Here is a 21,548-nt window from a genome sequence, read left to right as displayed (position 1 = left end):
CGCCTCACACCCATCACCACCAGCCAAGACACCCAACCCGACCTCGAACCCGCCGAGATAGCCGCCTAACATCAACCCACACGGATCAGCGCTGGCCGCCTCTTACACCACGCCAGCGGACGCGACCGCCGTGGCCGGGCGCGGTCCGGTGGTAGGTGCAGGCGCGAGCGGTAGGCCAGGCACGCAGTGGTGGTTCCGAGCGGCATCCGGGCCGAAATACCGCCCTCAACCACCACGATCCGCGCGCGTGGTAGTCCAGAGCGGGGGAGGCTCGGTGGATAGCGCCCGGTCCTACCACCGGCTGGCCGGTGTCGGCGGCGCGAAAGGCCGAGCCAGCCGGCAACACCGCAGACGCCGCCTTCAGCTACCACTCTCGTGCCCGGCTACCACTGCCGTGCCCGGCTACCACTGCCGTGCCCGGCTACCACTGCCGTGCCCGGCTACCACTGCCGTGCCCGGCTACCACTCTCGTGCCCGGCCACCACTGCCGTGCCCGGCCACCACTGCCGTGCCCGGCCACCACTGCCGTGCCCGGCTACCACTCTCGTGCCCGGCTACCACTCTCGTGCCCGGCTACCACTGCCGTGCCCAGCTACCACCGTGAGCGGCTACGCGGTCGTCGGGCTCGTCGTCCCACGCCCGGCCGACGGCCACGCGATACGGCCGCCGGGCTCGTCGTCCCACGCTCGGCCGACGGCCGCGTGATGCGGTCGTCGGGCTCGTCGTCCTACGCTCGGCTGGCGGCTGCGCGGTGCGGTCGTCGGGCTCGTCGTCCCACGCTCGGCCGGCGGCTACGCGGTGCGGTCGTCGAGTTCGTCGTCCCAGGCTCGGCGGAGGACGGCCGGGACGTCGGGGGTCAGGGACTCGCGGGTCTGCTTCAGCTCCTGTGCCGTGAGCGGGAACGCCGGGAAGGCGGCGCCGACCGCCGCCGCGAAGGCCGAACCGCGGCGGGCCAGGTCGGGCGCCAGCCGGAAGTAGGCGGTGACATACGGCGTGACCAGGTCGCGCTGGGACGCGGACCAGAGGCCGGCGGCCAGTGCTCGGAAGCGGCGTACCGACACGTCGGGGTCTTCGGTCATCGCGGCCCAGGCGGCCGACTTCGCCTCCGGCGTGGGGCGGGCGGCCAGGGCCGTGGCCGCGCCCAGGTTCCCGGTGTCGGTGCCGTCGCGCCGGCGTTCGGCCTCGATCTGCTGCTCGTCCAGGCCGCCCAGCTCGGCCAGCCGGTGGACGGCGGACCAGCGGAGCTTGGGGTCGAGGGCGAGGCCGTGGTCGGTCGCGTCGGCGTCGAGCCAGCGGCGCAGGAGCGCGGTGTCGGTGGTGGCGCGGGACAGGCCTCGGGCCAGGGCGATGGCGCGCTGCTCGTCGTGCACGGCCGCGGGGGCGCACGCCGCCGCGATGACGGACAGCGCGGCCTCGACCTCGGTGCCGGGCAGGCGGCGGCGGACCAGATCCGCGAGGGTGCGGTCGACGGCGGCGGTGATCAGGGTGGGCGACGTCTCCTGCGGCAGCTGGCGGGCGATCAGGTCAAGGTGCGCCTCGGCCGGCGCGCGGTCGAGCACCGTCGCCCAGAGCACCGCGCGTACCAGCGGTTCGGTGAGCGTGGAGAGGCCGCGCGCGACCGCGTCGTACGAAAGCGGGTCCAGCTCGATGCGGGCGAAGGTCTCGCCGTAGGAGTTGGGGACGATGACGAGCCCGGACCACTCCGGCAGTTCCAGCGGCTCGTCGGCCAGGTCGACCAGCCGCGAGCCGACCGGCTCCAGGCCGGGCGTGGACGCCGAGGCGGTCGGCGAATAGGCCGTGACGGTGAATCGGTGCGGCCGGACACCCTCGCGGGTCAGCACCGGCACGTCGCCGGAGCGGGTGACCCGGATCGTGTCGTGCCCGGACCGGCGCAGCCACAGGGCCGCCCAGGCACGCACGTCGCGGGGCGAGGCCGCGTCGAGGGCGGTGAGCAGGTCCTCGAGGGTGGCGTTCGCGAAGCGGTGCCGGGTCAGGTGGGCGTTCACGCCGGTCAGGAAGTCTTCCCGGCCCAGCCAGGTGACCAGCTGGCGCAGGACGGCGTTGCCCTTGGCGTAGGAGATCTCGTCGAAGATGGTCGTGCCGGTGTCCACGTCGGGCACCTCGTCGGCGGTCGGCGCGACCGCATGGGTGGAGCGGCGCCGGTCGGCGAGGTACGCGCCCGGTTTGAACATCGCCTCGAACGACACCCGGCTGCCGGCGTATCCGGCCACCGTCGCGGCCACCTCGAATCCCATGTAGTCGGCGAACGACTCGTTCAGCCACGCGTCCTCCCACCACACGGGAGAGACCAGGTCGGCGAACCACATGTGTGACATCTCGTGCGCGATGACCATGGCCACGCGCCGGCGGTCGTCGTCGGTGACCCGGCCGCGCGGCAGCATGGTCTCGTTGAACGTGACGCAGCCGGGGCACTCCATCGCGCCCCAGTTGATCTCGGGCACGAAGACCTGGTCGTACGAGTCGAAGGCGAACGGCTCGTCGAAGATTTCGGCGTAGTGGTCGAAGCAGACCTCGGTGACCCGGCGCAGTTCGGCGGCGTCCCGGTCGAGTTCGGCGGCGAGCGACCGCCGGGCGTGCCAGCCCATGGGCAGGCCGCGGTGCTCCCAGGTGACCGAGTGGTACGGCCCGGCCGCCACGGCGAACAGGTCGCACGGGATCGGCTGGGTGGCGGCGAACGTGAACCGGCCGTCCTCGGCGAGCGTGGGCCGGCCGTTCGACAGGACCGTCCACGCCGGATCCGCGGTCACGCTCAGCGTGATCGGCGCCTTGAGGTCGAGCTGGTCGAAGCAGGCGAACAGGCGCTGCGTGATGTCCAGGCCGAGGTATCCGCCGACGTACCGCTCGCCGTCCACCGGGTCGGTGAAGGTGTGCATCCCCTCGCCGTCGGTCACGTAGCGCAGGCGAGCGTCCACGACCACCTCGTGCGCGCCGGCGGTCAGGCCGGTGAGCGGGATGCGCCGCCCGTCATAGCCGGACTCCGTCTCGACGCCGTCGAGCGTGACCGTGACGGGCGAGGCTCTGTGCAGCTCCAGGAACGTATCGCCGCCCGTGGTGCGGAATCGCACGGTCACCCGGCTGCGGAACGACTCGATCGACGTGACGTCGAGCTCGAGGTCGTAGGAGACGTCGGAGATCATGGCGGCCCGGGCCCGGGCCTCGGCGAGAGTCAGCGACACCGGTCCAGGCTACGGGCACATGCCGCAAAGAGGGTGACCACTCACGCACGTGGAGCGAAGCGACCCTCGGCGTGAGCGACGGTCTGTACCCACCACCCACCTACGACCCCAAGATCTTGAACTTGATCTTGGGGTCGTAGAAGTGAGAGCTGGGTCAGCTGAAGAGGTTGCCGAGCACGCCGCCCTGCTGCTGCTGGCCCTGCGCGGCGCCGGCCAGACCGCCCGGGGGCTCCTCGGAGGGCTGGACCACGACGAAGCCCTGGCCCGCGAAGCTCATCGTGAAGCGCTCGCCGGTGGTGCGGCCGAGAAGCGTGCCCATGCCGAGCTGCTCGGCGCGGTGGTAGCCGGTCTGCAGGTTGGCCGACCAGCAGATCGCGGCCTGCGGGTCCACATAGGTCGGCTGGTCGACGCTGAGCACGACCGGCGTGCCCTTGGTCGTCACCGCGATCCGGCCGTAGCCGGAGAACACGCAGTTGAACAGGCCGGCGTTGGACAACATGCCGGCGCCCTGGACCATCTTGATGTCGTACTGCAGGGTCGAGTCGAAGGCCAGGACGTTGGCGCCGTTGATGCTCAGCGCGTCGCCGGGCTCGAGGTCGATGATGTGGATGTCCGCCGCGTTCTCGGCGATGAAGACGTCACCACGGCCGCTGACCTTCATCAGCGGGACGCCCTCGCCGGTGAGCTTCTGCTTGAGGAATTTGCCGATGCCGCCGGAGCCGAGCGCTTCGAACTGGACCTGACCCTGGTACGCGACCATCGAGCCGACGCGGGCCATGAACTCGCCGTTGAGCTCAGCCTTCAGCAGCTTGGAATTCTGCAGGCGGAGCCCCGGCTGGGACGCCTCCTTCTCGAGGTTTTCCGCCGAGAAAAGTTCGCTGCGCATGCCTGCCTCTTTCGAAAGATGTGGAAGCTCAGCGTAATGGCCTCTGACAAGGGCAGACACCACCAGTCAGCCCCAGCCGAGCTCATGCAAACGGTGATCGTCGATCCCGAAATGGTGGGCGATCTCGTGCACCACGGTGATGGCCACCTCGTCGATCACATCCGTCTCGGTGTCACACACCTTCAGCGTGGGCATGCGATAGATGGTGATGCGATCGGGCAGGACGCCGGCGTAGTCCCAGCCGCGCTCGGTGAGCGCATATCCCTCGTACAGTCCGAGCAGCTCCTCGGTGCCGTCGGGTGGGGCGTCCTCGACCAGGACCACCACGTTGCTCATCAGGTTGAGCAGCTCGACAGGCACCTCGTCGAGGGCCTCACCGACCAGTTCCTCGAAACGTTCCCTGCTCATATCCACCGGCACGGGACCATTGTGCTCCGCCGGGCCCCTACACAGGGAACCGGCGGAGTGACGGATGGTCGTCAGGCCAGCGTGGCGGAGAGGCTGATCGCCGCGCCGGGCGAGAGCAGCCGCGAGATCGGGCAGTTCTCCTTGGCGCCCTCGGCGATCTTCTGGAACGTGTCCCCGTCGATGCCGGGCACGTCACCGACGGTCTCCAGCTCGATGCGGGTCACGCCGAAACCGCCGTCGGTCTTGTCCAGGTGCACCTTCGCGGTCGTCTCCACCGAGGTCGGGGTGAAGCCGGCGTCGGCCAGGCCCTTGGAGAACGCCATCGAGAAGCAGCCGGAGTGTGCGGCGGCGATGAGTTCCTCGGGGTTCGTCCCCTCGCCCTCCTCGAAGCGCGACTTGAACGAGTAGTTCGCCTCGAAACCGCCCTTACCGGTCTTGATCGTGCCGGAACCCTCGGGGAGGTTCCCTTCCCAGCGTGCTGATGCAGAACGAATAGGCATGTGCTCGACGCTAGTCCATCCCGTCAGCGGTGGTCGCCGGACCGTTTCCCCGGCAACAATGAGTGCCATGCCTGCCGAGCAGCACCCTCCGACCGAGGCGATCGTGGAGTTCGGCGCGCCCGAGCCGGCGTCCGGCGCCCGCCGCCGGTGGAGCGTGTCGGAGTTCCTGGCCGGGATCGGCGCCGACCGGCGGACGGTGCCGCTGGCCGCCACCGTGGGCGCGGTCGCCCTGTTCGCCTCTCTGATCTCCGAGTGGCAGGTCACCGAGCTGGACAACTCCGAGCTGGAGCAGGGCGGGATCGGCAGCGACCGCCCGGTCCCGTCCGGCATCGCCGATCTGGGCGCGCTCGGTTCGGGCTATCTGGTGGGGTTGTTCGTGCTCGCGGTCGCCGTGGTGCTGATGTTGTTCGGGCCGCCGGCGGGTCGCCGCTACGCCCGGCTGACCGGCCTCACCGTCGCCGGCGTGCAGGCCGCCCTGCTGGCCGGCGCGGCGCATGCGATCGGCGAGGACACCCGGTCGCCGCTCGGGCTCTTCGCCGCCGGCATGCCCGAGGAGCAGGTTCATCTGACGTACGGGCGCGGCATCTGGTGCGGGCTGGTCGGCGTGGCGGCGGTGACGCTGGCGCTGTGGCTGGCCGGACGGCATCTCGACCACAAGGTTGAGGAGGCCTCGGAGCCGCCGGAGGTGTGGTCGTGGCGACGGCCACGGACGACGCCGGACGACGCGGCGCCGGATGCGCCCATCGATCTGACGGTCACCTCGTCGACCCCGTTCACCTCCCGCAGCGAGGACCGGGACGGACCCGGGATATCCAGATGATGGTCCACGCCGGTCGCCGGTAGGCTCGGCAATCGTGATTGACCTGCGTCTGCTTCGCGAAGATCCCGAACTGTTCCGTGCCGGCCAGCGGCTGCGCGGCGAGTCCACCGAGGTCGTGGACGATCTGCTGCGCGCCGACGAGGAGCGGCGGTCCGTGACCCAGCGGTTCGAGGCCGTCCGGGCCGAGCAGAAATCGTTGGGCAAGCAGGTCGCGAAGTCGTCCGGGGACGAGCGGGCGGCGCTGCTGGCGCGTACCAAAGAGCTCGCGGCCGAGGTGAAGACGGCCGAGACCGCCGCGACCGAGGCCGACCAGGCACTGCGCCGGGCGCATCTGGCCGTGCCCAACCTGGTGCAGGACGGCGTCCCGGCGGGCGGCGAGGACGACTTCGTGGTGCTGCGCGAGGTCGGCGACATCCCGTCGATCGAGAACCCGAAGGACCACCTGGAACTGGGCGAGGGCCTGCGGGCGATCGACACCGAGCGCGGGGCCAAGGTGTCGGGGTCGCGGTTCTACTTCCTCACCGGGGTGGGTGCGCTGCTTCAGCTGGGGCTGCTGCAGATGGCCGTCCAGCAGGCGGTGGAGCACGGGTTCACGCCGTCGATCACGCCGTCGCTGGTGCGTCCCGAGGCGATGGAGGGCACCGGGTTCCTCGGCTCGCACGCCAGTGAGGTGTACCGGCTCGAGGCGGACGACCTGTTCCTGGTCGGCACCTCGGAGGTGGCGCTGGCGGCGTATCACTCGAACGAGATCCTGGATCTGACGACGCCGGAGCGGTTCGCCGGCTGGTCGACGTGCTACCGCCGGGAGGCCGGCTCGCACGGCAAGGACGTGCGCGGCATCCTGCGGGTGCACCAGTTCGACAAGGTGGAGATGTTCTCGTTCTGCCGTCCGGAGGAGGCCACCGACGAGCATCTGCGGCTGCTCGCGATGGAGGAGGAGATGCTGGCGAAGGTCGAGGTGCCGTACCGCGTGATCGACGTGGCGGCCGGTGACCTGGGCTCGAGCGCCTCGCGCAAGCTGGACTGCGAGGCGTGGGTGCCGTCGCAGCAGCGCTACCGCGAGGTCACCTCGACGTCGAACTGCACGACGTTCCAGGCGCGGCGGCTGAACGTCCGCTACCGCGACGAGGACGGCCGTCCGCAGACCGCGGCGACGCTCAACGGCACGCTGGCGACCACCCGGTGGCTCATCCCGATCCTGGAGAACCACCAGCAGCCGGACGGTTCGGTCCGCGTGCCGAAGGCGCTGCAGCCGTTCCTCGGCGGGCGCGACGTCCTCGAACCCACTCGGTAACTTGATCGCCACCGGCCCGCTACCAGAAGTCATAGCCGCTGGTAGTCGGGCCGGTGTAACGTTTTCCTTCCGCCCTCCGCGGGGGTTCACCGACCCACGGAGGTTCAGATGCCTCGCCCCGGGCTTCCCAAGCTGATCGCGACCGATCTCGACGGCACCCTCGTCCGCAGCGACGACACGGTGTCCGCCTACACCCATGAGGTTCTTGATCGGGTACGCGCGGCAGGCATCCGCATCGTGGGCGCCACGGGTCGCGGGCCGCGGCTCTCCGAGCTCACGCGATCCGACATCAGGGCCGCCGACTTCCTCGTGCTCGCCCACGGCGGCTGGGTCTACGACGTGACGGATCCGCAGCCGCTGCGGTCCTCACGCCTCGCCGGTGGGGCGTTGTCGACCCTGCTGGATGATCTTGAAGACGCCGTGGGCCCGTTGACCGTCATGGTGGAGGCGCTGGAGCACCCGGGCGCGCCGCTGTGGGGCACACGGACACCGGACTGGCGCTACGAGGTCGTCGTCGAGGAACGGACCCGGTCCTCCTGCCTGGAAGGCGACGTCATCAAGGCCTACGCGTGCTCGTCCTCGCACGACGTCGATGATCTTCTGGCAGCGGCCCGGCTGGTGATCCCGTCGCACGTGGCATCGGTCACCCAGGCCGGGCTCAACGTGATCGAGATCTGCCCGCCGGACGTCGACAAGGGCACCGGCCTGGCGGTCGTCGCGGAGGCCGTCGGCGTCGACCCGGCGGACGTCCTGGTCTTCGGTGACATGCCCAATGACCTGCCGATGTTCGCCTGGGCTGGCTGGCACCGGGTGGCCGTGGCCAACGCGCACCCGACCGTGCTGGCGGCCGCCGACGAAGTGACGCACGCCAATGACGACGACGGGGTGGCCGTCTACCTGGACCGGCTACTGTCGAGGTGATGCCCGCACCCTTCCGCCTCGTCGCCTCCGACATCGACGGCACCCTGATCCGCGGCGACGGCACGCTCAGCCCCCGCACCATCGACGTCCTCGACCGGCTCCCGGTCCCGTTCGTGCTGGTCACCGGCCGCCCGGTCCGCTGGCTGCGGCAGCTCTACGACCAGATGGCCGACCCGCCGCCCGCGGTGTGCGCGAACGGCGCCGTGGTCTACGACCCGGACACCGACGAGGTGCTCCTGGCCAACCCGATGGCGACCGACCTGCTGCTCGACGTGACCAAGAAACTGCGCGACGCGGTGCCGGACATCTCGCTGGCCGTCGAGGTCGAGGACGGGCGGGCGTTCTGGTACGACGAGAACTGGCCGATGCGGTGGCCGGACGAGCACCGGCAGGTCCGCGTACTCGCGTCACCCGAGGAACTGACCTCGGCGCCGGCGGTGAAACTCCTGGCCCGCTCCGCGTCGTCCGCACCGGACGACTTCTACGCGCTGGTGTCGCGGACGCTGGGCGGGCTGGCCGAGGCCACCCACTCGTCGTCGTCCGCGCTGGTGGAGATCTCCGCGGCGGGCATCACCAAGGCGGCCGGCCTGGCCTGGGTGTGCGAGCGTGAGGGCCTCACCGCCGAGGACGTGGTGGCCTTCGGCGACATGCCCAACGACGTGCCGATGCTGACCTGGGCCGGGCACAGCGTGGCGATGGGCAACGCGCACCCGGCCGTCGTCGAGGTCGCCGACGAGCTGACGGCGACCAACGACGAGGACGGCGTGGCGGTCTATCTCTCGTCCGCGTTCGGCCTCTAGAGGTACTGGCCGGCGCTGCCGTTCTCCGGAACGCCACCGGGCATCGGACCCATCGGCAGGGCCGGGCGGCCGGCGTTTCCGCCGCGCATCTGCTCCAGCTGCAGCCGGGCCGCCATCTGCTGGGCGACCAGAGCCGCCTGGATGCCGTGGAACAGGCCCTCCAGCCAGCCGACCAGCTGGGCCTGGGCGATCCGAAGCTCACTCTCGCTCGGTGGGGTCTCCCCCTCGAACGGCAGCGACAGCCTCTCCAGCTCCTCGCGCAGTTCGGGGGCCAGGCCGTCCTCCAGCTCGGTGATCGAGCGCTGGTGGATCTCGCGCAGGCGGCCGCGGCTCGCCTCGTCCAGCGGCGCCGCCCGGACCTCCTCGAGCAGCTGCTTGATCATGCTGCCGATCCGCATCACCTTGGCCGGCTGCTCGATCAGGTTGCCGGGCTCCTCCGGCTTCATGCTGCCGTCCGACTCCACCGTGCCCATGGGGCGGCCGTCCGGGCCCACCACGATGACGGACCCGTCGTCCTGCTTGGCTGTGGTCTGGTTGTCGTCGGTCATCGGACCATCATGGCGCAAGCTTTCTAGAGCCGAAGTTCGGCCACCGCGCACTTCACACTGCCGCCGCCGAGCTTGAGCTCGCTCAACTCCACCGGAACCGGTACGTACCCGGCGGCTTGCACCTTGGCGGCCATGCCGGTGGCTTCAGCGTTGAGCACAACGTGGCGACCGTCACTGACCAGGTTGAGACCGAAGGCCTCGGCATCCGATCGGTCGGCCAGCACCGCGTCCGGGAAGAGCTGGGCGAGGATGCGCTGCGAGGCCGGGGAGAACGCCTCCGGGTAGTAGGTGATGTGCCGGTCGTCCAGCACGGCCAGGGCGGTGTCCAGGTGGTAGAAGGCGGGATCGACCAGGCGCAGGGAGATCACCGGCCGGCCGAGGGCCTCCTGGGCCTCGGCGTGCGCGGAGGACTCGGTGCGGAAGCCGTGCCCGGCGAGGATCAGCCCGCCGTACGCGCCGGGCAGGTAGGCGAAGTCGCCCTCACCCTCGTTGACCTGCGCCGGGTCGACGAAGGTCCACGGCCCGTTGCGGTAGAACAGCGCGTGATGGGTGGCCTCCGCGGCCCGCTGCGGGTGGCGGAAGAGGGCGCCGTAGACCATGCCGTCCACCGAGAACGCGCCGTTGGCGGCGTAGACCATGTCCGGCAGGCCCGGCTGCGGCTCCAGCACGTGCACCTGGTGCCCCAGGCCGGCGAGCGTCTCGCGGAGAATCTGCCACTGCTTGAGCGCCACGCCGGCGTCGACCGCGACCGTAATGTCCATCCACGGATTGATGGCGTACTCGACCGTGAAGTGGCGCGGCGGACACATGAGATATGTCCGGTTTCGCGGTAAGCGCTCGGTGTGGCTCATGATCTAAAGGGTAGGTACGCTCAGGCGAGCGAAACAGCTCATAATCTTGCTCGTTGGAGGCGAATCGTTGCAGATGGACGCCGTTGATCAGCGAATCATTGCGCATCTGGTCTCCGACGCGCGCGCATCGTTCGCGGAGATCGGCGGCCGGGTCTCGCTCTCCGCCCCGGCCGTCAAACGCCGGGTCGACCGACTTCGGGCGAGCGGGGTGATCAAGGGATTCACCACGATCATCGACCCGGCCGCGGTGGGCTGGACGACCGAGGCGTTCGTCGAGCTCTTCTGCACCGGGCGCACCACTCCGGCCCAGCTCACGGTGGCCACCCGGCGCCATCCCGAGGTGGTCGGGGCGTACACCGTTTCGGGTGAGGCGGACGCCCTGGTCCACCTGCGCGCCGCCGACATCGGGCATCTCGAGCAGGCACTGGAGCGGCTGCGCGCGGAGCCCTTCGTGACCTCGACGCGCAGCATGGTCGTGCTGTCCCGGCTGGTCGAGTCGCCGACCGCGATACCCGCACCCGACTGAATCGACGGGAACCATCTCCCGGGCGGCGCCGTCCCACCCGCATGTCGCGCCGCATTGTTCCCGGCCTCGCTCTGGCCGCCTTGCTTCCGATCACGGGGTGCACCTCCGCACCGCCGCCGCCGTCGCCGCCTCCGGTGCGGCCCGCTCTTCAGCTGGTCGCCTTCGACACCTGCGACCAGCTCAGCACCGACCTACGGAAGGCCGCCAAGGACTCGGTCGGTCCCTACGGCTTCGACTCATTCTCGTACGAATTCAGCCGGGCCGCGCCGCAGGGCGCCCGGTCGATGGCCGACTCGGCGTCGGCGTCGAAGGCCACCCCCGAGTTCTCCGGAACCAACGTGCACGAGGCCGGCGTCGACGAACCGGACATCGTGAAGACCGACGGACGCCGGATCGTCACCATCACCGACGGAACCCTGCGGGTGATCGACGCCGCCTCCAAGAAGGTCACCGGCAAACTCGCGATCGACAACGGGTACGACGCCGACCTGCTGCTGGCCGGCGACCGGGCACTGGTACTGAGCCGCGGGGGCGGCACCGAGGTCGTCTACGACTCCAAGATGCCGATGCCGTCCGACCCGGAGCTCATCCTGGTCGACCTGACCGGCACGCCCCGCGTGATCAGCCGCTACCAGGGCGAGGGCACCCTGGTCGACGCCCGGCAGACCGGCGACACCGCCCGGATCGTGCTCAAGCGCACGCCGCGCATCACCTTCCCGCAGCGCCCGTCGGCCCGCACCGCCGAGGACCGGACCGAGGCCAACCAGCGCGTGATCGACCGCGCCGGCGTGGACGCCTGGCTGCCCGGCTGGAAGGTGACCACCGGCGACACCGTCGAGACCGGCAAGGTGGCCTGCAACGACGTCCGCCGCCCGGCGACCTTCTCGGGCCGCTCGATGCTCACCGTGCTCACCTTCGCGATGTCCGCGCCGAAGCTGGACGGCGGCCGGCCGGTGTCGATCGTGGCCGACGGCGACACCGTCTACGGCACGCCGGGCAGCCTCTACGTGGCCTCCGACCAGCGGTGGCGACTGGACAGGTTCCCGGGGCGGGACAACCGGACCGTGCCGCAGCAGACCGACATCTACCGCTTCGAGGTGGCCGGCGCCGAGCCGCCCGTCTACCGCGCCGCCGGCAAGGTGCCCGGCTTCCTGATCAACCAGTACGCGATGTCCGAATGGGACGGTCACCTGCGCGTCGCCACCACCGACCGGTCGGCGTCGAGTTCCGCGGTCCGGGTGCTCAAGACCGACGACCTCACGCAGGTCGGCGAGGTGACCGGGCTCGGCAAGAACGAGCGGATCTACTCGGTGCGGTTCATCGGGCCCCGCGGGTACGTGGTCACCTTCAAGCAGACCGACCCGCTCTACAGCGTCGACCTCAGCAAACCCTCGGCGCCCGAGGTCACCGGCGAGCTGAAGATCACCGGGTACTCGGCGCATCTCCAGCCGGTCGGCCCGGACCGCCTGATCGGCATCGGGCAGGAGGCGTCCACCGAGGGCAGGCGTCTGGGCACGCAGGTGTCGCTCTTCGACGTGTCCGACCCGGCCGCGCCCCGCCGGTTGGCCCAGCACCACCTCGCGAACGCGTACTCCGAGGCCGAGTTCGACCCGCACGCGATCCTGTGGTGGCCGGCGACCGAGCTGCTCGTCGTGCCGATCTCCGGCGCCGGAGCGCTCGCACTCAAAGTGAGCGGCAGCGGTCTCGCGTCGGCGGGCGAGATCGCCAAGGGCGGGCAGCCGGACGCGATCCGGCGGTCGCTGGTCATCGGCGACGAGCTCTGGACCCTTTCGCACGGCGGACTTCAGGCCTCCCGTCTGTCCACGCTGGCGCCGATCGCCTTCGTCGCGAACTGAGGAGCATCATGTCGGCCCGCACGTTGCTCGTTCTCGCCCTCGTGCTTCCGCTGGCCGGTTGCACCCCATCTCACAGCGAGGCCGCCGCCCCGCCGCCGACGCCCGGCCTCATACCGTTCGCCTCCTGCGCCGAGCTGACCACGGAGCTGCGGGCCGCGGCCAAGGCGTCGGTCGACGCACAGGGCCTGCATCGTGCACACCCCATGATCGGAGTGCCGCCGCTCTTCACCTCGGCCAGTCCCGACGGGCCCGACATCGTCAAGTCCGACGGGCGCCGCATCGTCACGCTCTTCGGGGGAGACCTGCGGGTGGTCGACGCGTCCACCAAGCGGGTCACCGGCACGATGGGCCTCGGGCCGGGCGGGGAGTCCGACCTGCTGATCGCCGGCGACCGAGCTCTCGTGCTGCGCCAAGGACCCTTCCCGTCCGCCGGGAACGGCTCCTCGTACACCGCCACCGAGCTCGTCCTGGTCGACATCTCCGGCGCACCGCGGATCCTGAGCAGATACCGGACCTCCGCGACGCTGCTCGACGCGCGACAGGTCGGCGACACCACGCGGATCGCGCTGAACAGCCTGGCCCGCATCAAACTCCCGATGCTGATCGGCGAGCGGGACGACACCGTGATGCTGGCCGAGAACCGCAAGGCGATCGATGCCGTGGGGGCGGACGCGTGGCTGCCGGAATGGACGACGATCACCAGTGAGCCCGGCCGCGAGGTGATCGAGAAGGGCAAGGTGCCGTGCGAGGCGGTCAGCCGGCCGTCGTCGTACTCGGGACGCTCGGTCCTCTCCACGCTGACCATCCCGCTGGCGTCGGCGTCGCGCCTGGACGGCGGCTCACCGGTCGCCGTCGTGGCCGAGGGCGGATCGACCATCACACCGACCGGTCTGTACCTGACGAACGGGTCGGACTCCGAAACCCAGATCTTCCGGTTAGACGGGCCGGACGGGAAGCCGCCGGTCGCTCGCGCCAGCGCCACGGTGCCCGGCCCCGTGGTCGACCTCGACGCGTTGTCCGAGTGGCAGGGGCACGTGCGGTTCGCCACCGCCGATCAGACGACGCGCCGGCTGGTGGTGCGGGTGCTCCGCGCCGACAACCTGCGGCGGGCCGGGCAGGTCGACGAGATCGGGGTGGTCCGGGACGGCGTCCAGATGCGGTTCATCGGTCAGCGCGGGTATGTGCGAGCCGCCCGGGAGAGCGAGGCGGTCCACATCCTCGACCTGGCCGACCCGTCGAAGCCTCGCCTCGCGGGCACTCTGCCGATGCCCGGCTCGGGGATCACCGTTCAGGAGGTCGGGCCGGGCAGGCTGGCCGGTGTCGGCCACCGGGTCCTCCCCGGAGGCGGCATGTCCGACGCGCTGGTGTCGCTCTTCGACCCGGCTGCGCCGCGACAGGTGGCCCGCCACGAGGTGCCCGGCGGCACGTCCAAGGCTGTCGGGGACTCGCGCGCGATGCTGTGGTGGCCGTCGTCGCAGCTGCTCGCGGTGCCGATCGATCGGCAGTCCGAGTCGACGCTCGTGCTCCGGGTCACCGGCGACACGCTGACCGTGGTCCGCGAACTCGACACGCCGCGCGTCGTGCGAACCCTGGTCGTCGGCGACGAGCTGTGGACCGTCTCCGACCGTGACGTGCGGGCCTTCCGGCTGTCCACCTTGGACCCGGTGGCCACGGTGACGTACCAGGCCTAGATGTACATGCCCGGGCGGTGGTCGGAGTCGCCGCGGCCGCTGCCCGCCGGCTTGTCGCCCTCGCCGAAGAAGCGCTTGCCACCGAACTCGCCGTGCAGCCGGTCGTCGAGCTCGTCGGCGAGGCCGGTCATCACCTGTACCGCCAGCATCAGGTGGGAGGCCTGGAAGTTGCGGCCGAACACCGGGATGGACGCCCACACCGTGTCCTGCGCGACGTAGAGCCGCCCGATCGGCATGCGGTTGGTCAGCTCGGACAGCTTCATGTAGAGCTGCTCGGTGGGCTCGACCTCGGTGAGGATCGGCGAGAAGACGTCGACCAGCGGCGGGTTGTCGCGGACCCGGACGAACACCATCGCCGAGCCGGCCCGGATGCCGATGTCCCCGTCGGCGTCTTCCTGGAGCTGGTCGACGGTCGTCTTGGACATGGTGGCGACCACGGTGCGGACCCGCTCCTCCAGCGGGATGCCCTCCTCGGCGGCGTGCGCGAGGGCGACGGCGCCCTGCAGGTCGTCGAGGTTGAGGCCCTCCTCCAGCGTCGGCTCGTGCCGGGCGGTGCCCAGCGGCGCGGTGTCGACCGGCTCGTCGTCGATGTCGTGCACCAGGTACATCAGGAAGGCCGGGTGCGGCGCACCGTACACGTCGCGGAGGGTGCGGGTGACGATGGTGGCGATCCGCACGGCCTGGTCGGCGGTGGAGCGCAGCCCGAACGAGTCGCCCGAGTCGGCCTGCACGCCGGGCGGCGACCAGCCGAGCGCGATCAGGTCGGCGACCGCGGCCCGGTCCATCCGGAAGCCCTCGGGCAGCTCGGCGTTGCCCACGGCGAGCGCCTCGACCACGCCGTCGTCGAGCACCCGCATGCTGACCGAGTAGATCGCGGTGCCGGTGCCGGACGCGGTCGGGTCGAGCGTGACGTCGACGTGCCCGCCGGCGGTCAGCTCGGGGATCAGCTTGGCGAGCGCGCCCGCGAACTCCTGCCACGCCTCGGTCACCTTCGCGCGCAGGTCGGAGGTGGTGGGCTCGTCGAGCAGGATGCCCTCGGGCTGTGCGCCCGTCGTGTCCGCGGTCATACCGCCACCCTATCGAGTGGTTGTTTCGCCCCGCTCGGTGCTTGGGCCCCAAGATCCCGCCAGCTCAGCGACCCGTCGCGCGACGTCCGCGGGATCCGCTCCGCGTCCCACGGCAACCCCCATGAGGTACGCCGTGACGGGTGCCCCCGGCCGCAACACCTGGTGCGCGACGTCCCGCGCGACGTCGAGGACACGCGTCGTCTGGTTGTCCTCGGGCACCAGTCCCAGCTCGCCGACCACTGCCGCCACCCACGAGTCCAGCTCGTTCATCTCAGCTCCGGTTCGCTCGGCGGGCGGGACAGGGCGTCAGCTCGTCATTCCACGGCGGGCTCGACAGGGCATCAGCTCGCCCATTCCTCGGCGGTGCGCAGGTCGTCGTCGGTGTCGCAGTCGAACCACGGCGGCGGTCCCGGGCGGCGCCAGGACACCTCGGCCACCCGCAGGTACTCCATCAGCTCCCGCACCGAAGCCCCGTGCAGCCCGCCACGCTCGTCGGCCAGCCGGTCGACGGCATCACGCAGCGCCTGGGTGCGCCAGACCCCGCAGAGCATCTGCCGGCGTCCCTCGGAATCCCGGTAGACCGCGCCCTGCATCGGCGCCGACTCCATGGTCAGCCGCAGCACGTCGATCGCCTCGCCGGTCAGGAACGGCAGGTCCGCGGCGAGCAGCGCGGTGAGCGCCACACCCTCGGGCACCAGCTTGAGCCCCGCCGAGGTGGCCGCGACCGGCCCGCCGCCGGGCGGCTGCTCGCTCGTCCCGTGCACCTCGACCGGCAGGTCGGGAGGCACCCGGCCGACCACCACGCGGGGCTCGGCGTCGTGCACCGCGGCCAGCACGCGGGTCAGCATCGACTGGCCCGCGACGGGCAGAGTCGGCTTGTCCGCCCCGCCCATCCGACGCGCCGCACCGCCGGCCAGCACCACCGCCGCAAATCCCCCCACGTACGTACCGTATCCCGGCGACGACTCCCCCGTGACCGCGAGACTGCGCTCCCGACCGCTGTGCGGACGCTCAACACCGGCCTACGCTCGACAGATGGCCCGGACGATGAACCGCCGCCCCGTGACGAAGATCAATCTCGACGGATCCGCGGAGCCTCGCCGCCGCCCCGACGACCTGGCCGCCGAGGAGCCGCTGGAGATCCGCATCCGGAAGGCGCCACTCGCGGTCACCATGCGTACCCCTGGTCAGGACATTGATCTGGCCGTTGGTTTCCTGCTCACCGAGGGCGTGATCAGCCACGCCGACGACGTGCTGACCGCCCAGCTGTGCGCCGGCACGGACACCCCGAACACCTACAACGTCGTCGACGTCGTGCTCGGTCCGGACGTCCCGCCGCCGGTCACCGACCCGACCCGGAACTTCTACACCACCTCCTCCTGCGGGGTCTGCGGAAAGGCGAGCATCGATGCCGTCCGCACCCGGTCACAGTTCGACATCACCACCGACGGCGTTTCCGTGACAGCTCAGACACTTGCCTCCCTTCCGGACAAATTGCGCGCCGCTCAGCGGACCTTCGACCGCACCGGCGGACTGCACGCCGCCGGCTTGTTCACCGCCGACGGTGAGCTGCTCGTGCTCCGCGAGGACGTCGGCCGGCACAACGCCGTGGACAAGGTGATCGGCTGGGCCGTCCGCGAGGGCCGGCTGCCGCTGACCGGCCACGTGCTGCTGGTCTCCGGCCGGGCCAGCTTCGAGCTCACCCAGAAGGCGTGGATGGCCGGGATCCCGCTGCTCGCGGCCGTCTCCGCGCCCAGCACCCTGGCCGCGGAACTCGCCGACGAGGCGGGCATGACCCTGGTCGGCTTCCTCCGCGGCCCGTCCATGAACGTGTACGCCGGAGCACACCGGGTCACCGTCTGACCTTCCATCGGCGTTCATCCATGCTCGCGACGCTGCGGGTATGCCTCTCTCGCGACGAACCCTTCTGGTCAGCGCCGCCGCCGCGACCATTCCGCTGTCCGTATCCGCCGCGCCATTGAGCGGGCCGCTGCGCTCGGATCCGTTCACGCTCGGCGTGGCCTCGGGCGACCCGGAGCCGGACGGCGTCGTGCTGTGGACCCGCCTCGCCGTCGCCCCGCTCGCCGAGGACGGTCTCGGCGGCATGCCCGCCCGCCCGATCAAGGTCGAATGGGAACTCGCCGCCGACGAACGGTTCCGCCGGATCGTGCAGCGCGGCGAGGCGACCGCCACCCCGGCCAAGGCGCACAGCGTGCACGTGGTGCTCAACGGCCTGGCGCCCGGACGCGAGTTCTTCTACCGCTTCAAGGCCGACGGCTACGTCTCGCCGGTCGGGCGTACCCGCACCGCCCCGCCGCTCTACGCCCTGCCCGCCGCGCTGCGCATGTCGTTCGCCTCCTGCTCGCAGTACGAGCACGGCTACTTCACCGCGTACCGCCACCTGGCCGCCGACGAGCCCCAGCTGATCCTGCACCTGGGCGACTACCAGTACGAGTACGAGGCCGGCGTCTACACGATCCCGGGCGGCAACCCCCGCGACCACCAGGGCCCGGAGACCGTGACGCTGGCCAACTACCGCCAGCGTCACGCGCAGTACAAGACCGATCCCGACCTGCAGGCGGCGCACGCGGTCGCGCCCTGGGCAGTGGTCTTCGACGACCACGAGATCGAGAACAACTGGGCCGACGAGGTGCCCGAGCAGCCGGACCCGAACTTCCCGGCCCGCCGCGCCGCCGCGTTCCAGGCCTACTACGAGAACATGCCGCTGCGCCGCCGTTCCCTGCCGCAGGGCATCGACATGCAGCTCTACCGCCGGATCAGGTGGGGCCGGCTGGCGACGTTCCACATGCTCGACACCCGGCAGTACCGCGACGACCAGGGCTGCGGGGACGGATACAAGGACTGCCCCGCCGCGATCGACCCGGCCCGCACGATCACCGGCGCCGAACAGGAGCAGTGGCTGGTCGACGGGTTCCGCCGCTCGGACGCCCGCTGGGACGTGCTCGGCCAGCAGGTGTTCTTCGGTCAGCGGGACAACAACTCCGGCCCCGCCGAGGTGGTCAGCATGGACTCCTGGGACGGGTACGCGGCGTCCCGCGACCGGATCACCCGCGGCTGGGTGGACGGCGGGGTACGCAACCCGGTCGTGCTCACCGGCGACGTGCACGCGCACTGGGCCGACGAGCTCAAGCTGGACTGGAACGACCCGACGTCGCGCACGGTCGGCACCGAACTGGTCTGTTCCTCGATCACGTCCACCGGCGACGGCGCGGACGTGGTCAGCGGCCGGCACCCGTGGACGCCCTGGAACCCGCACCTGCGCTTCTACAACAACCAGCGCGGGTACGTCCGCACCACGATCACCCGGGAGTCGATGACCGCCGACTTCCAGGTCGTGCCGTACGTGACCCGGCCGGGCGCCCCGGTGCACACCCGGGCCACCTTCGTGATCGAGGACCGGGTGGCCGGCCTGCACCAGACGGCCGACGACCCGACCCCGCCGGTGACGACGACCGCTTTCCTGGTCGAGGACACCGTGCGTCAGGAGACCGTCCGTCCCTGAGCCGCTCATGCCGCCCGCTGCTTGTCCGTGGCGGGCGGCTCGGCCCGATACATCACCTCGCTGAGCAGCCTTGCCATCTCGTGGTCCGGGTCGGCGGCCAAGGCCCGGTCCAGCGCCATCCGGGCGAGCGCACCCTGGCCACCGCGCCACGTCAGGAAGCCGAGCAGACAGGCCGGTGCGCAGACGTACGCCTGGTCGGCGCGGCGGACCAGGTCGGTCCAGAGGCTCTGCTGGTCGTCGGTGAGGCGTGTCCAGGCGTACGCGAAAACCGCCGGACTGACCAGCAGAACCGTGAGCCACGCCGCGGTGTCGTCGGGCATGCGGCCGCCGGCGCGATGGCGGCGCTCCGCCTCGCGTACCGCAGCCGCCCCTGCCCTGCGCACCAACCGGGCGAACCTGTCCTCACCTGGCTCGCGCTCGCCCAGCTCCGCCATCCTCGCCTCGGCCCGTCGCGTCGCGTCGGTCATCGCCGCCCGCTCCGCACCGGTCACCGCGGCCAGCTCAGCGACCATCGCCGCGCGTGACGGCAGCGCACGCAGGCCGTGGAAGGTGGCGGTCGCGGCCGCCACCGAGGAGGCCGGCAGGGCGTAGCGGCGCAGCGGCTCACTCACCCGCCAGTAGTGGCCCTCGTGCACCCGGATCTCGGCGAGGACCCGCACTCCGGCCAGGCGCAACTCGTCGGCGACGGTGGCCGCGTTGGCGGCCGCGTCTGGGACGTCGGCGCCGTACCCGATCACGAACGCCGCATTCGCACCGTGCCCGCGGCAGAGCGTCGCGGTGACGGCCGGGTCGCCGGCGCAGAGCGCCAGATGGACGAGGCCGTCACGCATGCCGATCAGGACGACGCCGTCGTCCGGGTGGTAGCCGATCAGGTACGGGACGGCGGTGAGGAGGTCGGCGGCGTGGCGGATCTGGAGGGTGGCGGGCATGCCGGCAACCTTGACGCGCTCCGGCGCCGGTTGCTCAGGCCCTGTGGATAACCCGGTTGTCCACAGGCTTCAGGAACGGAATTGCAGCTCGTGAAGTTCGAGACCATCCTGCTGCCAGGCGTGCTTCTGCCGGTCCAGATCCATCGTCAGCTCGATCGACGACACGACGTCGTAACCTGCGGCGTGCAGGCTCCGGATGGCGTCCACGTTCCGCGACGACGGCGAGATCGTCAGCGAGATCATGGTGCGTTTCTTGGCCTCGCCGGCGACATGCCGCAGCAGGAGCCGGCCCACGCCCTTGTGCCGGTGCGAGGCGGTCACCACCACCGGCTCCACCTCGCCGCCACGGCCTCGCATGACCAGACCGACCATCCCGATCACACCGTCGTCCGCGTGGTCTGCCACCCACAGGCCGCCCAGGTCCAGACGGGTCAGGTACTCCTCGAACCCGGCGCCGGCGTCGTTCGTCGCCTCGCCGTACATCTCGTGGTGCTCGTTGGTCAGCTCCGACCAGAGACGGCGACCAGCGCTGTGGTCGCTCGGCCGGTATGAACGCACCGTGACAGGGCTCATGCGGACAGTTTGACTCCGATTCGGGACGACCGTAACCCGAAGTGGAAGATAGGGAGGTGGATCTGGCGTACCTCCGCGCGCACCCCCAGCACCTCCCGACATTTCTGGAGCACCAGCGCATCCGCGAGACTCCGGTGGCGGGCGGCGATGTCGCCCGCGCGTCCCGCCTCACCCTGGATGACGGCACGTCGCTCTTCACCAAGACCTGGCCCGGGGGTACGCCGCCGGCCGGCTTCTTCGAGGCCGAGGCGGCCGGTCTGTCCTGGCTGGCGGCGCCCGGCGTGATTCCGGTGCCGGAGGTGCTGACCGCGCTGCCGACGATGATCGCGCTGGAGTGGATCGAGCCCGGCGCGGCGACCCGGCCGGCCGCCGTCTCCTTCGGGCGGTCACTGGCCCGGCTGCACCGCACCGGAGCGCCCGGCTTCGGGGCGTCGTGCAGCGGGTTCATCGGGCCGTTGCCGCTGGACAACACCGTGTCGGCCGGGCCCTGGGGTGTCTGGTTCGGCGAGCGGCGGCTGCGGCCGTACCTCCGGCTCTCGGCCGATCGGGGGGCACTGTCGCCGGCGGACGTCCAGGCCGTCGAGCAGACGATCAAGACCCTCGAGGGGTACGAGGACAGCGAGCCCGCCGCGCGTATCCACGGCGACCTGTGGCCCGGAAACATCCTGTGGTCGGCCGAAGGGCCCGGCTGGCTCATTGATCCGGCGGCCCATGGTGGCCACCGCGAGACCGATCTGGCGTCGCTGGCGCTCTTCGGTGGCGCACCTCACCTGGACGCGATCCTCGGCGCCTACCAGGACGAGCATCCACTCGCCGACGGATGGCAGGCCCGGGTGCCTCTGCACCAGCTCCACCTGCTGCTGGTTCACACGGCCGCCTTCGGCCCGTCCTACGCTCCGGCCGTCCGATCCGCCGCGGCCTCCGCCCGACGTCTCTGACCTTTCTTCACCGCGACCTCACTCGCCACGCTTCGTGCGTTTGCCAGCCTTCAGATCGCCAGGCACGGGCAAGTGCAAGGTGTATTACCGGCGAGCGGCATCAGATGCGGCCCCGTGCTGGTCGATAGGCGCGCACTATCCGCACGGCAGAGTTATCCACAGGATGGATCGGGCTTCGCGCCGATCGTCGAGCGCGGGCTAGCTTTGATCCCGTGAGCGA

At 70.9% G+C, this 21,548-nt stretch carries 21 protein-coding genes; 10 read left to right on the top strand and 11 right to left on the bottom strand.

All coding sequences use genetic code 11. The annotated features are described in order from the left end of the window. Nucleotides 1-791 precede the first annotated feature (791 nt). The 4 genes from pepN to QSK31_RS43485 all read right to left on the bottom strand — a co-directional run bounded on the left by pepN (nt 792) and on the right by QSK31_RS43485 (nt 4,991). The gene (pepN, locus tag QSK31_RS43500) at nt 792-3,197 is read right to left on the bottom strand and encodes an aminopeptidase N (protein ID WP_285690872.1); all 2,406 of its coding nucleotides are present in this window, start codon (nt 3,195-3,197) and stop codon (nt 792-794) included. A gap of 154 nt (nt 3,198-3,351) precedes the next feature. Then, complete coding sequence (locus QSK31_RS43495; RefSeq protein WP_285690871.1) at nt 3,352-4,083, bottom strand: AIM24 family protein; 732 nt, start codon at nt 4,081-4,083, stop codon at nt 3,352-3,354. Between the two features lie 66 nt (nt 4,084-4,149). Continuing rightward, entirely contained in the window at nt 4,150-4,497 is a 348-nt protein-coding gene (locus QSK31_RS43490) for a metallopeptidase family protein (RefSeq protein ID WP_285690876.1), read from the bottom strand. A 65-nt stretch (nt 4,498-4,562) separates the two neighbouring features. Further along, nucleotides 4,563-4,991: an OsmC family protein gene (locus QSK31_RS43485; protein WP_285690870.1), complete on the bottom strand. Its 429-nt coding sequence runs from the start codon at nt 4,989-4,991 to the stop codon at nt 4,563-4,565. A gap of 67 nt (nt 4,992-5,058) precedes the next feature. Here QSK31_RS43485 and QSK31_RS43480 point away from each other — a divergent pair, with 67 nt between their 5' ends. The 4 genes from QSK31_RS43480 (at nt 5,059) to QSK31_RS43465 (ending at nt 8,826) form a co-directional block, all read left to right on the top strand. Next, a complete protein-coding gene (locus QSK31_RS43480; RefSeq protein WP_285690868.1) occupies nt 5,059-5,811 on the top strand; it encodes a hypothetical protein in 753 nt (250 codons plus the stop codon). Nucleotides 5,812-5,845: 34 nt separating this feature from the next. Then, nucleotides 5,846-7,105 carry a serine--tRNA ligase gene (gene serS, locus QSK31_RS43475; protein WP_285690867.1) on the top strand — a complete coding sequence of 420 codons (1,260 nt, stop codon included), beginning with the start codon at nt 5,846-5,848 and terminating at the stop codon, nt 7,103-7,105. 108 nt (nt 7,106-7,213) lie between these two features. Beyond that, complete coding sequence (locus QSK31_RS43470) at nt 7,214-8,026, top strand: HAD family hydrolase (protein WP_285690865.1); 813 nt, start codon at nt 7,214-7,216, stop codon at nt 8,024-8,026. Further along, complete coding sequence (locus tag QSK31_RS43465; protein WP_285690864.1) at nt 8,026-8,826, top strand: HAD family hydrolase; 801 nt, start codon at nt 8,026-8,028, stop codon at nt 8,824-8,826. The genes QSK31_RS43470 and QSK31_RS43465 overlap by 1 nt, the downstream gene beginning before the upstream one ends. Here the strand turns inward: QSK31_RS43465 and QSK31_RS43460 are convergent. Continuing rightward, nucleotides 8,823-9,374 (bottom strand): bacterial proteasome activator family protein, encoded by a 552-nt coding sequence (locus QSK31_RS43460; RefSeq protein ID WP_285690863.1) that lies wholly within the window; start codon nt 9,372-9,374, stop codon nt 8,823-8,825. The two genes, QSK31_RS43465 and QSK31_RS43460, sit on opposite strands and share 4 nt — an antisense overlap. A gap of 23 nt (nt 9,375-9,397) precedes the next feature. Beyond that, nucleotides 9,398-10,225: a dimethylargininase gene (ddaH, locus tag QSK31_RS43455; RefSeq protein WP_285690862.1), complete on the bottom strand. Its 828-nt coding sequence runs from the start codon at nt 10,223-10,225 to the stop codon at nt 9,398-9,400. A gap of 67 nt (nt 10,226-10,292) precedes the next feature. Between ddaH and QSK31_RS43450 the strand changes: the two genes are divergently transcribed. From QSK31_RS43450 to QSK31_RS43440, 3 genes are all read left to right on the top strand, one after another. Continuing rightward, nucleotides 10,293-10,751 (top strand): Lrp/AsnC family transcriptional regulator, encoded by a 459-nt coding sequence (locus QSK31_RS43450; RefSeq protein ID WP_285690861.1) that lies wholly within the window; start codon nt 10,293-10,295, stop codon nt 10,749-10,751. Nucleotides 10,752-10,885: 134 nt separating this feature from the next. Further along, on the top strand, nt 10,886-12,607 hold the full coding sequence (locus tag QSK31_RS43445) for a beta-propeller domain-containing protein (protein ID WP_285690859.1): 1,722 nt from the start codon (nt 10,886-10,888) through the stop codon (nt 12,605-12,607). A gap of 8 nt (nt 12,608-12,615) precedes the next feature. Further along, the gene (locus QSK31_RS43440) at nt 12,616-14,298 is read left to right on the top strand and encodes a beta-propeller domain-containing protein (RefSeq protein WP_285690856.1); all 1,683 of its coding nucleotides are present in this window, start codon (nt 12,616-12,618) and stop codon (nt 14,296-14,298) included. Here the strand turns inward: QSK31_RS43440 and QSK31_RS43435 are convergent. The 3 genes from QSK31_RS43435 to mobA all read right to left on the bottom strand — a co-directional run bounded on the left by QSK31_RS43435 (nt 14,295) and on the right by mobA (nt 16,306). Next, on the bottom strand, nt 14,295-15,365 hold the full coding sequence (locus tag QSK31_RS43435; RefSeq protein WP_285690854.1) for a T3SS (YopN, CesT) and YbjN peptide-binding chaperone 1: 1,071 nt from the start codon (nt 15,363-15,365) through the stop codon (nt 14,295-14,297). The genes QSK31_RS43440 and QSK31_RS43435 overlap by 4 nt on opposite strands. A gap of 9 nt (nt 15,366-15,374) precedes the next feature. Next, nucleotides 15,375-15,635, bottom strand: coding sequence for a DUF6457 domain-containing protein (locus QSK31_RS43430; RefSeq protein WP_285690852.1), 261 nt, complete (start codon nt 15,633-15,635; stop codon nt 15,375-15,377). Between the two features lie 71 nt (nt 15,636-15,706). Continuing rightward, a complete protein-coding gene (gene mobA, locus QSK31_RS43425; RefSeq protein ID WP_285690851.1) occupies nt 15,707-16,306 on the bottom strand; it encodes a molybdenum cofactor guanylyltransferase in 600 nt (199 codons plus the stop codon). A 94-nt stretch (nt 16,307-16,400) separates the two neighbouring features. Between mobA and fdhD the strand changes: the two genes are divergently transcribed. Further along, nucleotides 16,401-17,228, top strand: a complete 828-nt coding sequence (fdhD, locus tag QSK31_RS43420; protein WP_285690850.1) for a formate dehydrogenase accessory sulfurtransferase FdhD — start codon at nt 16,401-16,403, stop codon at nt 17,226-17,228. Nucleotides 17,229-17,268: 40 nt separating this feature from the next. After that, nucleotides 17,269-18,888, top strand: coding sequence for an alkaline phosphatase D family protein (locus QSK31_RS43415; protein WP_285690849.1), 1,620 nt, complete (start codon nt 17,269-17,271; stop codon nt 18,886-18,888). Nucleotides 18,889-18,893: 5 nt separating this feature from the next. Here the strand turns inward: QSK31_RS43415 and QSK31_RS43410 are convergent, their stop codons facing one another. Together QSK31_RS43410 and QSK31_RS43405 are read right to left on the bottom strand one after the other, a co-directional pair. Next, on the bottom strand, nt 18,894-19,817 hold the full coding sequence (locus tag QSK31_RS43410; RefSeq protein WP_285690848.1) for a DUF4192 domain-containing protein: 924 nt from the start codon (nt 19,815-19,817) through the stop codon (nt 18,894-18,896). A gap of 69 nt (nt 19,818-19,886) precedes the next feature. After that, nucleotides 19,887-20,390, bottom strand: a complete 504-nt coding sequence (locus QSK31_RS43405; protein WP_285690847.1) for a GNAT family N-acetyltransferase — start codon at nt 20,388-20,390, stop codon at nt 19,887-19,889. A 56-nt stretch (nt 20,391-20,446) separates the two neighbouring features. Here QSK31_RS43405 and QSK31_RS43400 point away from each other — a divergent pair, with 56 nt between their 5' ends. After that, a complete protein-coding gene (locus QSK31_RS43400; protein WP_285690846.1) occupies nt 20,447-21,328 on the top strand; it encodes a fructosamine kinase family protein in 882 nt (293 codons plus the stop codon). The last annotated feature ends 220 nt before the right edge of the window (nt 21,329-21,548 follow it).

Origin of the sequence: Actinoplanes sp. NBRC 103695, from assembly GCF_030269485.1 — a bacterium.
Classification (GTDB): Bacteria; Actinomycetota; Actinomycetes; order Mycobacteriales; family Micromonosporaceae; genus Actinoplanes.
The sequence above is the reverse complement of the archived record's forward strand: the minus strand, read 5'-3'. Positions and strand labels throughout refer to the sequence as shown.

Bases quoted from the DNA above. Each gene is read 5' to 3' on its own strand.
- QSK31_RS43440 (WP_285690856.1), top strand. From the start codon at position 12,616: ATGTCGGCCCGCACGTTGCTCGTTCTCGCCCTCGTGCTTCCGCTGGCC.
- QSK31_RS43495 (WP_285690871.1), bottom strand. From the start codon at position 4,083: ATGCGCAGCGAACTTTTCTCGGCGGAAAACCTCGAGAAGGAGGCGTCC.
- QSK31_RS43480 (WP_285690868.1), top strand. From the start codon at position 5,059: ATGCCTGCCGAGCAGCACCCTCCGACCGAGGCGATCGTGGAGTTCGGC.
- QSK31_RS43405 (WP_285690847.1), bottom strand. From the start codon at position 20,390: ATGAGCCCTGTCACGGTGCGTTCATACCGGCCGAGCGACCACAGCGCT.
- fdhD (WP_285690850.1), top strand. From the start codon at position 16,401: ATGGCCCGGACGATGAACCGCCGCCCCGTGACGAAGATCAATCTCGAC.
- QSK31_RS43485 (WP_285690870.1), bottom strand. From the start codon at position 4,991: ATGCCTATTCGTTCTGCATCAGCACGCTGGGAAGGGAACCTCCCCGAG.
- ddaH (WP_285690862.1), bottom strand. From the start codon at position 10,225: ATGAGCCACACCGAGCGCTTACCGCGAAACCGGACATATCTCATGTGT.
- QSK31_RS43435 (WP_285690854.1), bottom strand. From the start codon at position 15,365: ATGACCGCGGACACGACGGGCGCACAGCCCGAGGGCATCCTGCTCGAC.
- QSK31_RS43415 (WP_285690849.1), top strand. From the start codon at position 17,269: ATGCCTCTCTCGCGACGAACCCTTCTGGTCAGCGCCGCCGCCGCGACC.
- QSK31_RS43460 (WP_285690863.1), bottom strand. From the start codon at position 9,374: ATGACCGACGACAACCAGACCACAGCCAAGCAGGACGACGGGTCCGTC.
- QSK31_RS43430 (WP_285690852.1), bottom strand. From the start codon at position 15,635: ATGAACGAGCTGGACTCGTGGGTGGCGGCAGTGGTCGGCGAGCTGGGA.
- QSK31_RS43410 (WP_285690848.1), bottom strand. From the start codon at position 19,817: ATGCCCGCCACCCTCCAGATCCGCCACGCCGCCGACCTCCTCACCGCC.
- QSK31_RS43470 (WP_285690865.1), top strand. From the start codon at position 7,214: ATGCCTCGCCCCGGGCTTCCCAAGCTGATCGCGACCGATCTCGACGGC.
- QSK31_RS43465 (WP_285690864.1), top strand. From the start codon at position 8,026: ATGCCCGCACCCTTCCGCCTCGTCGCCTCCGACATCGACGGCACCCTG.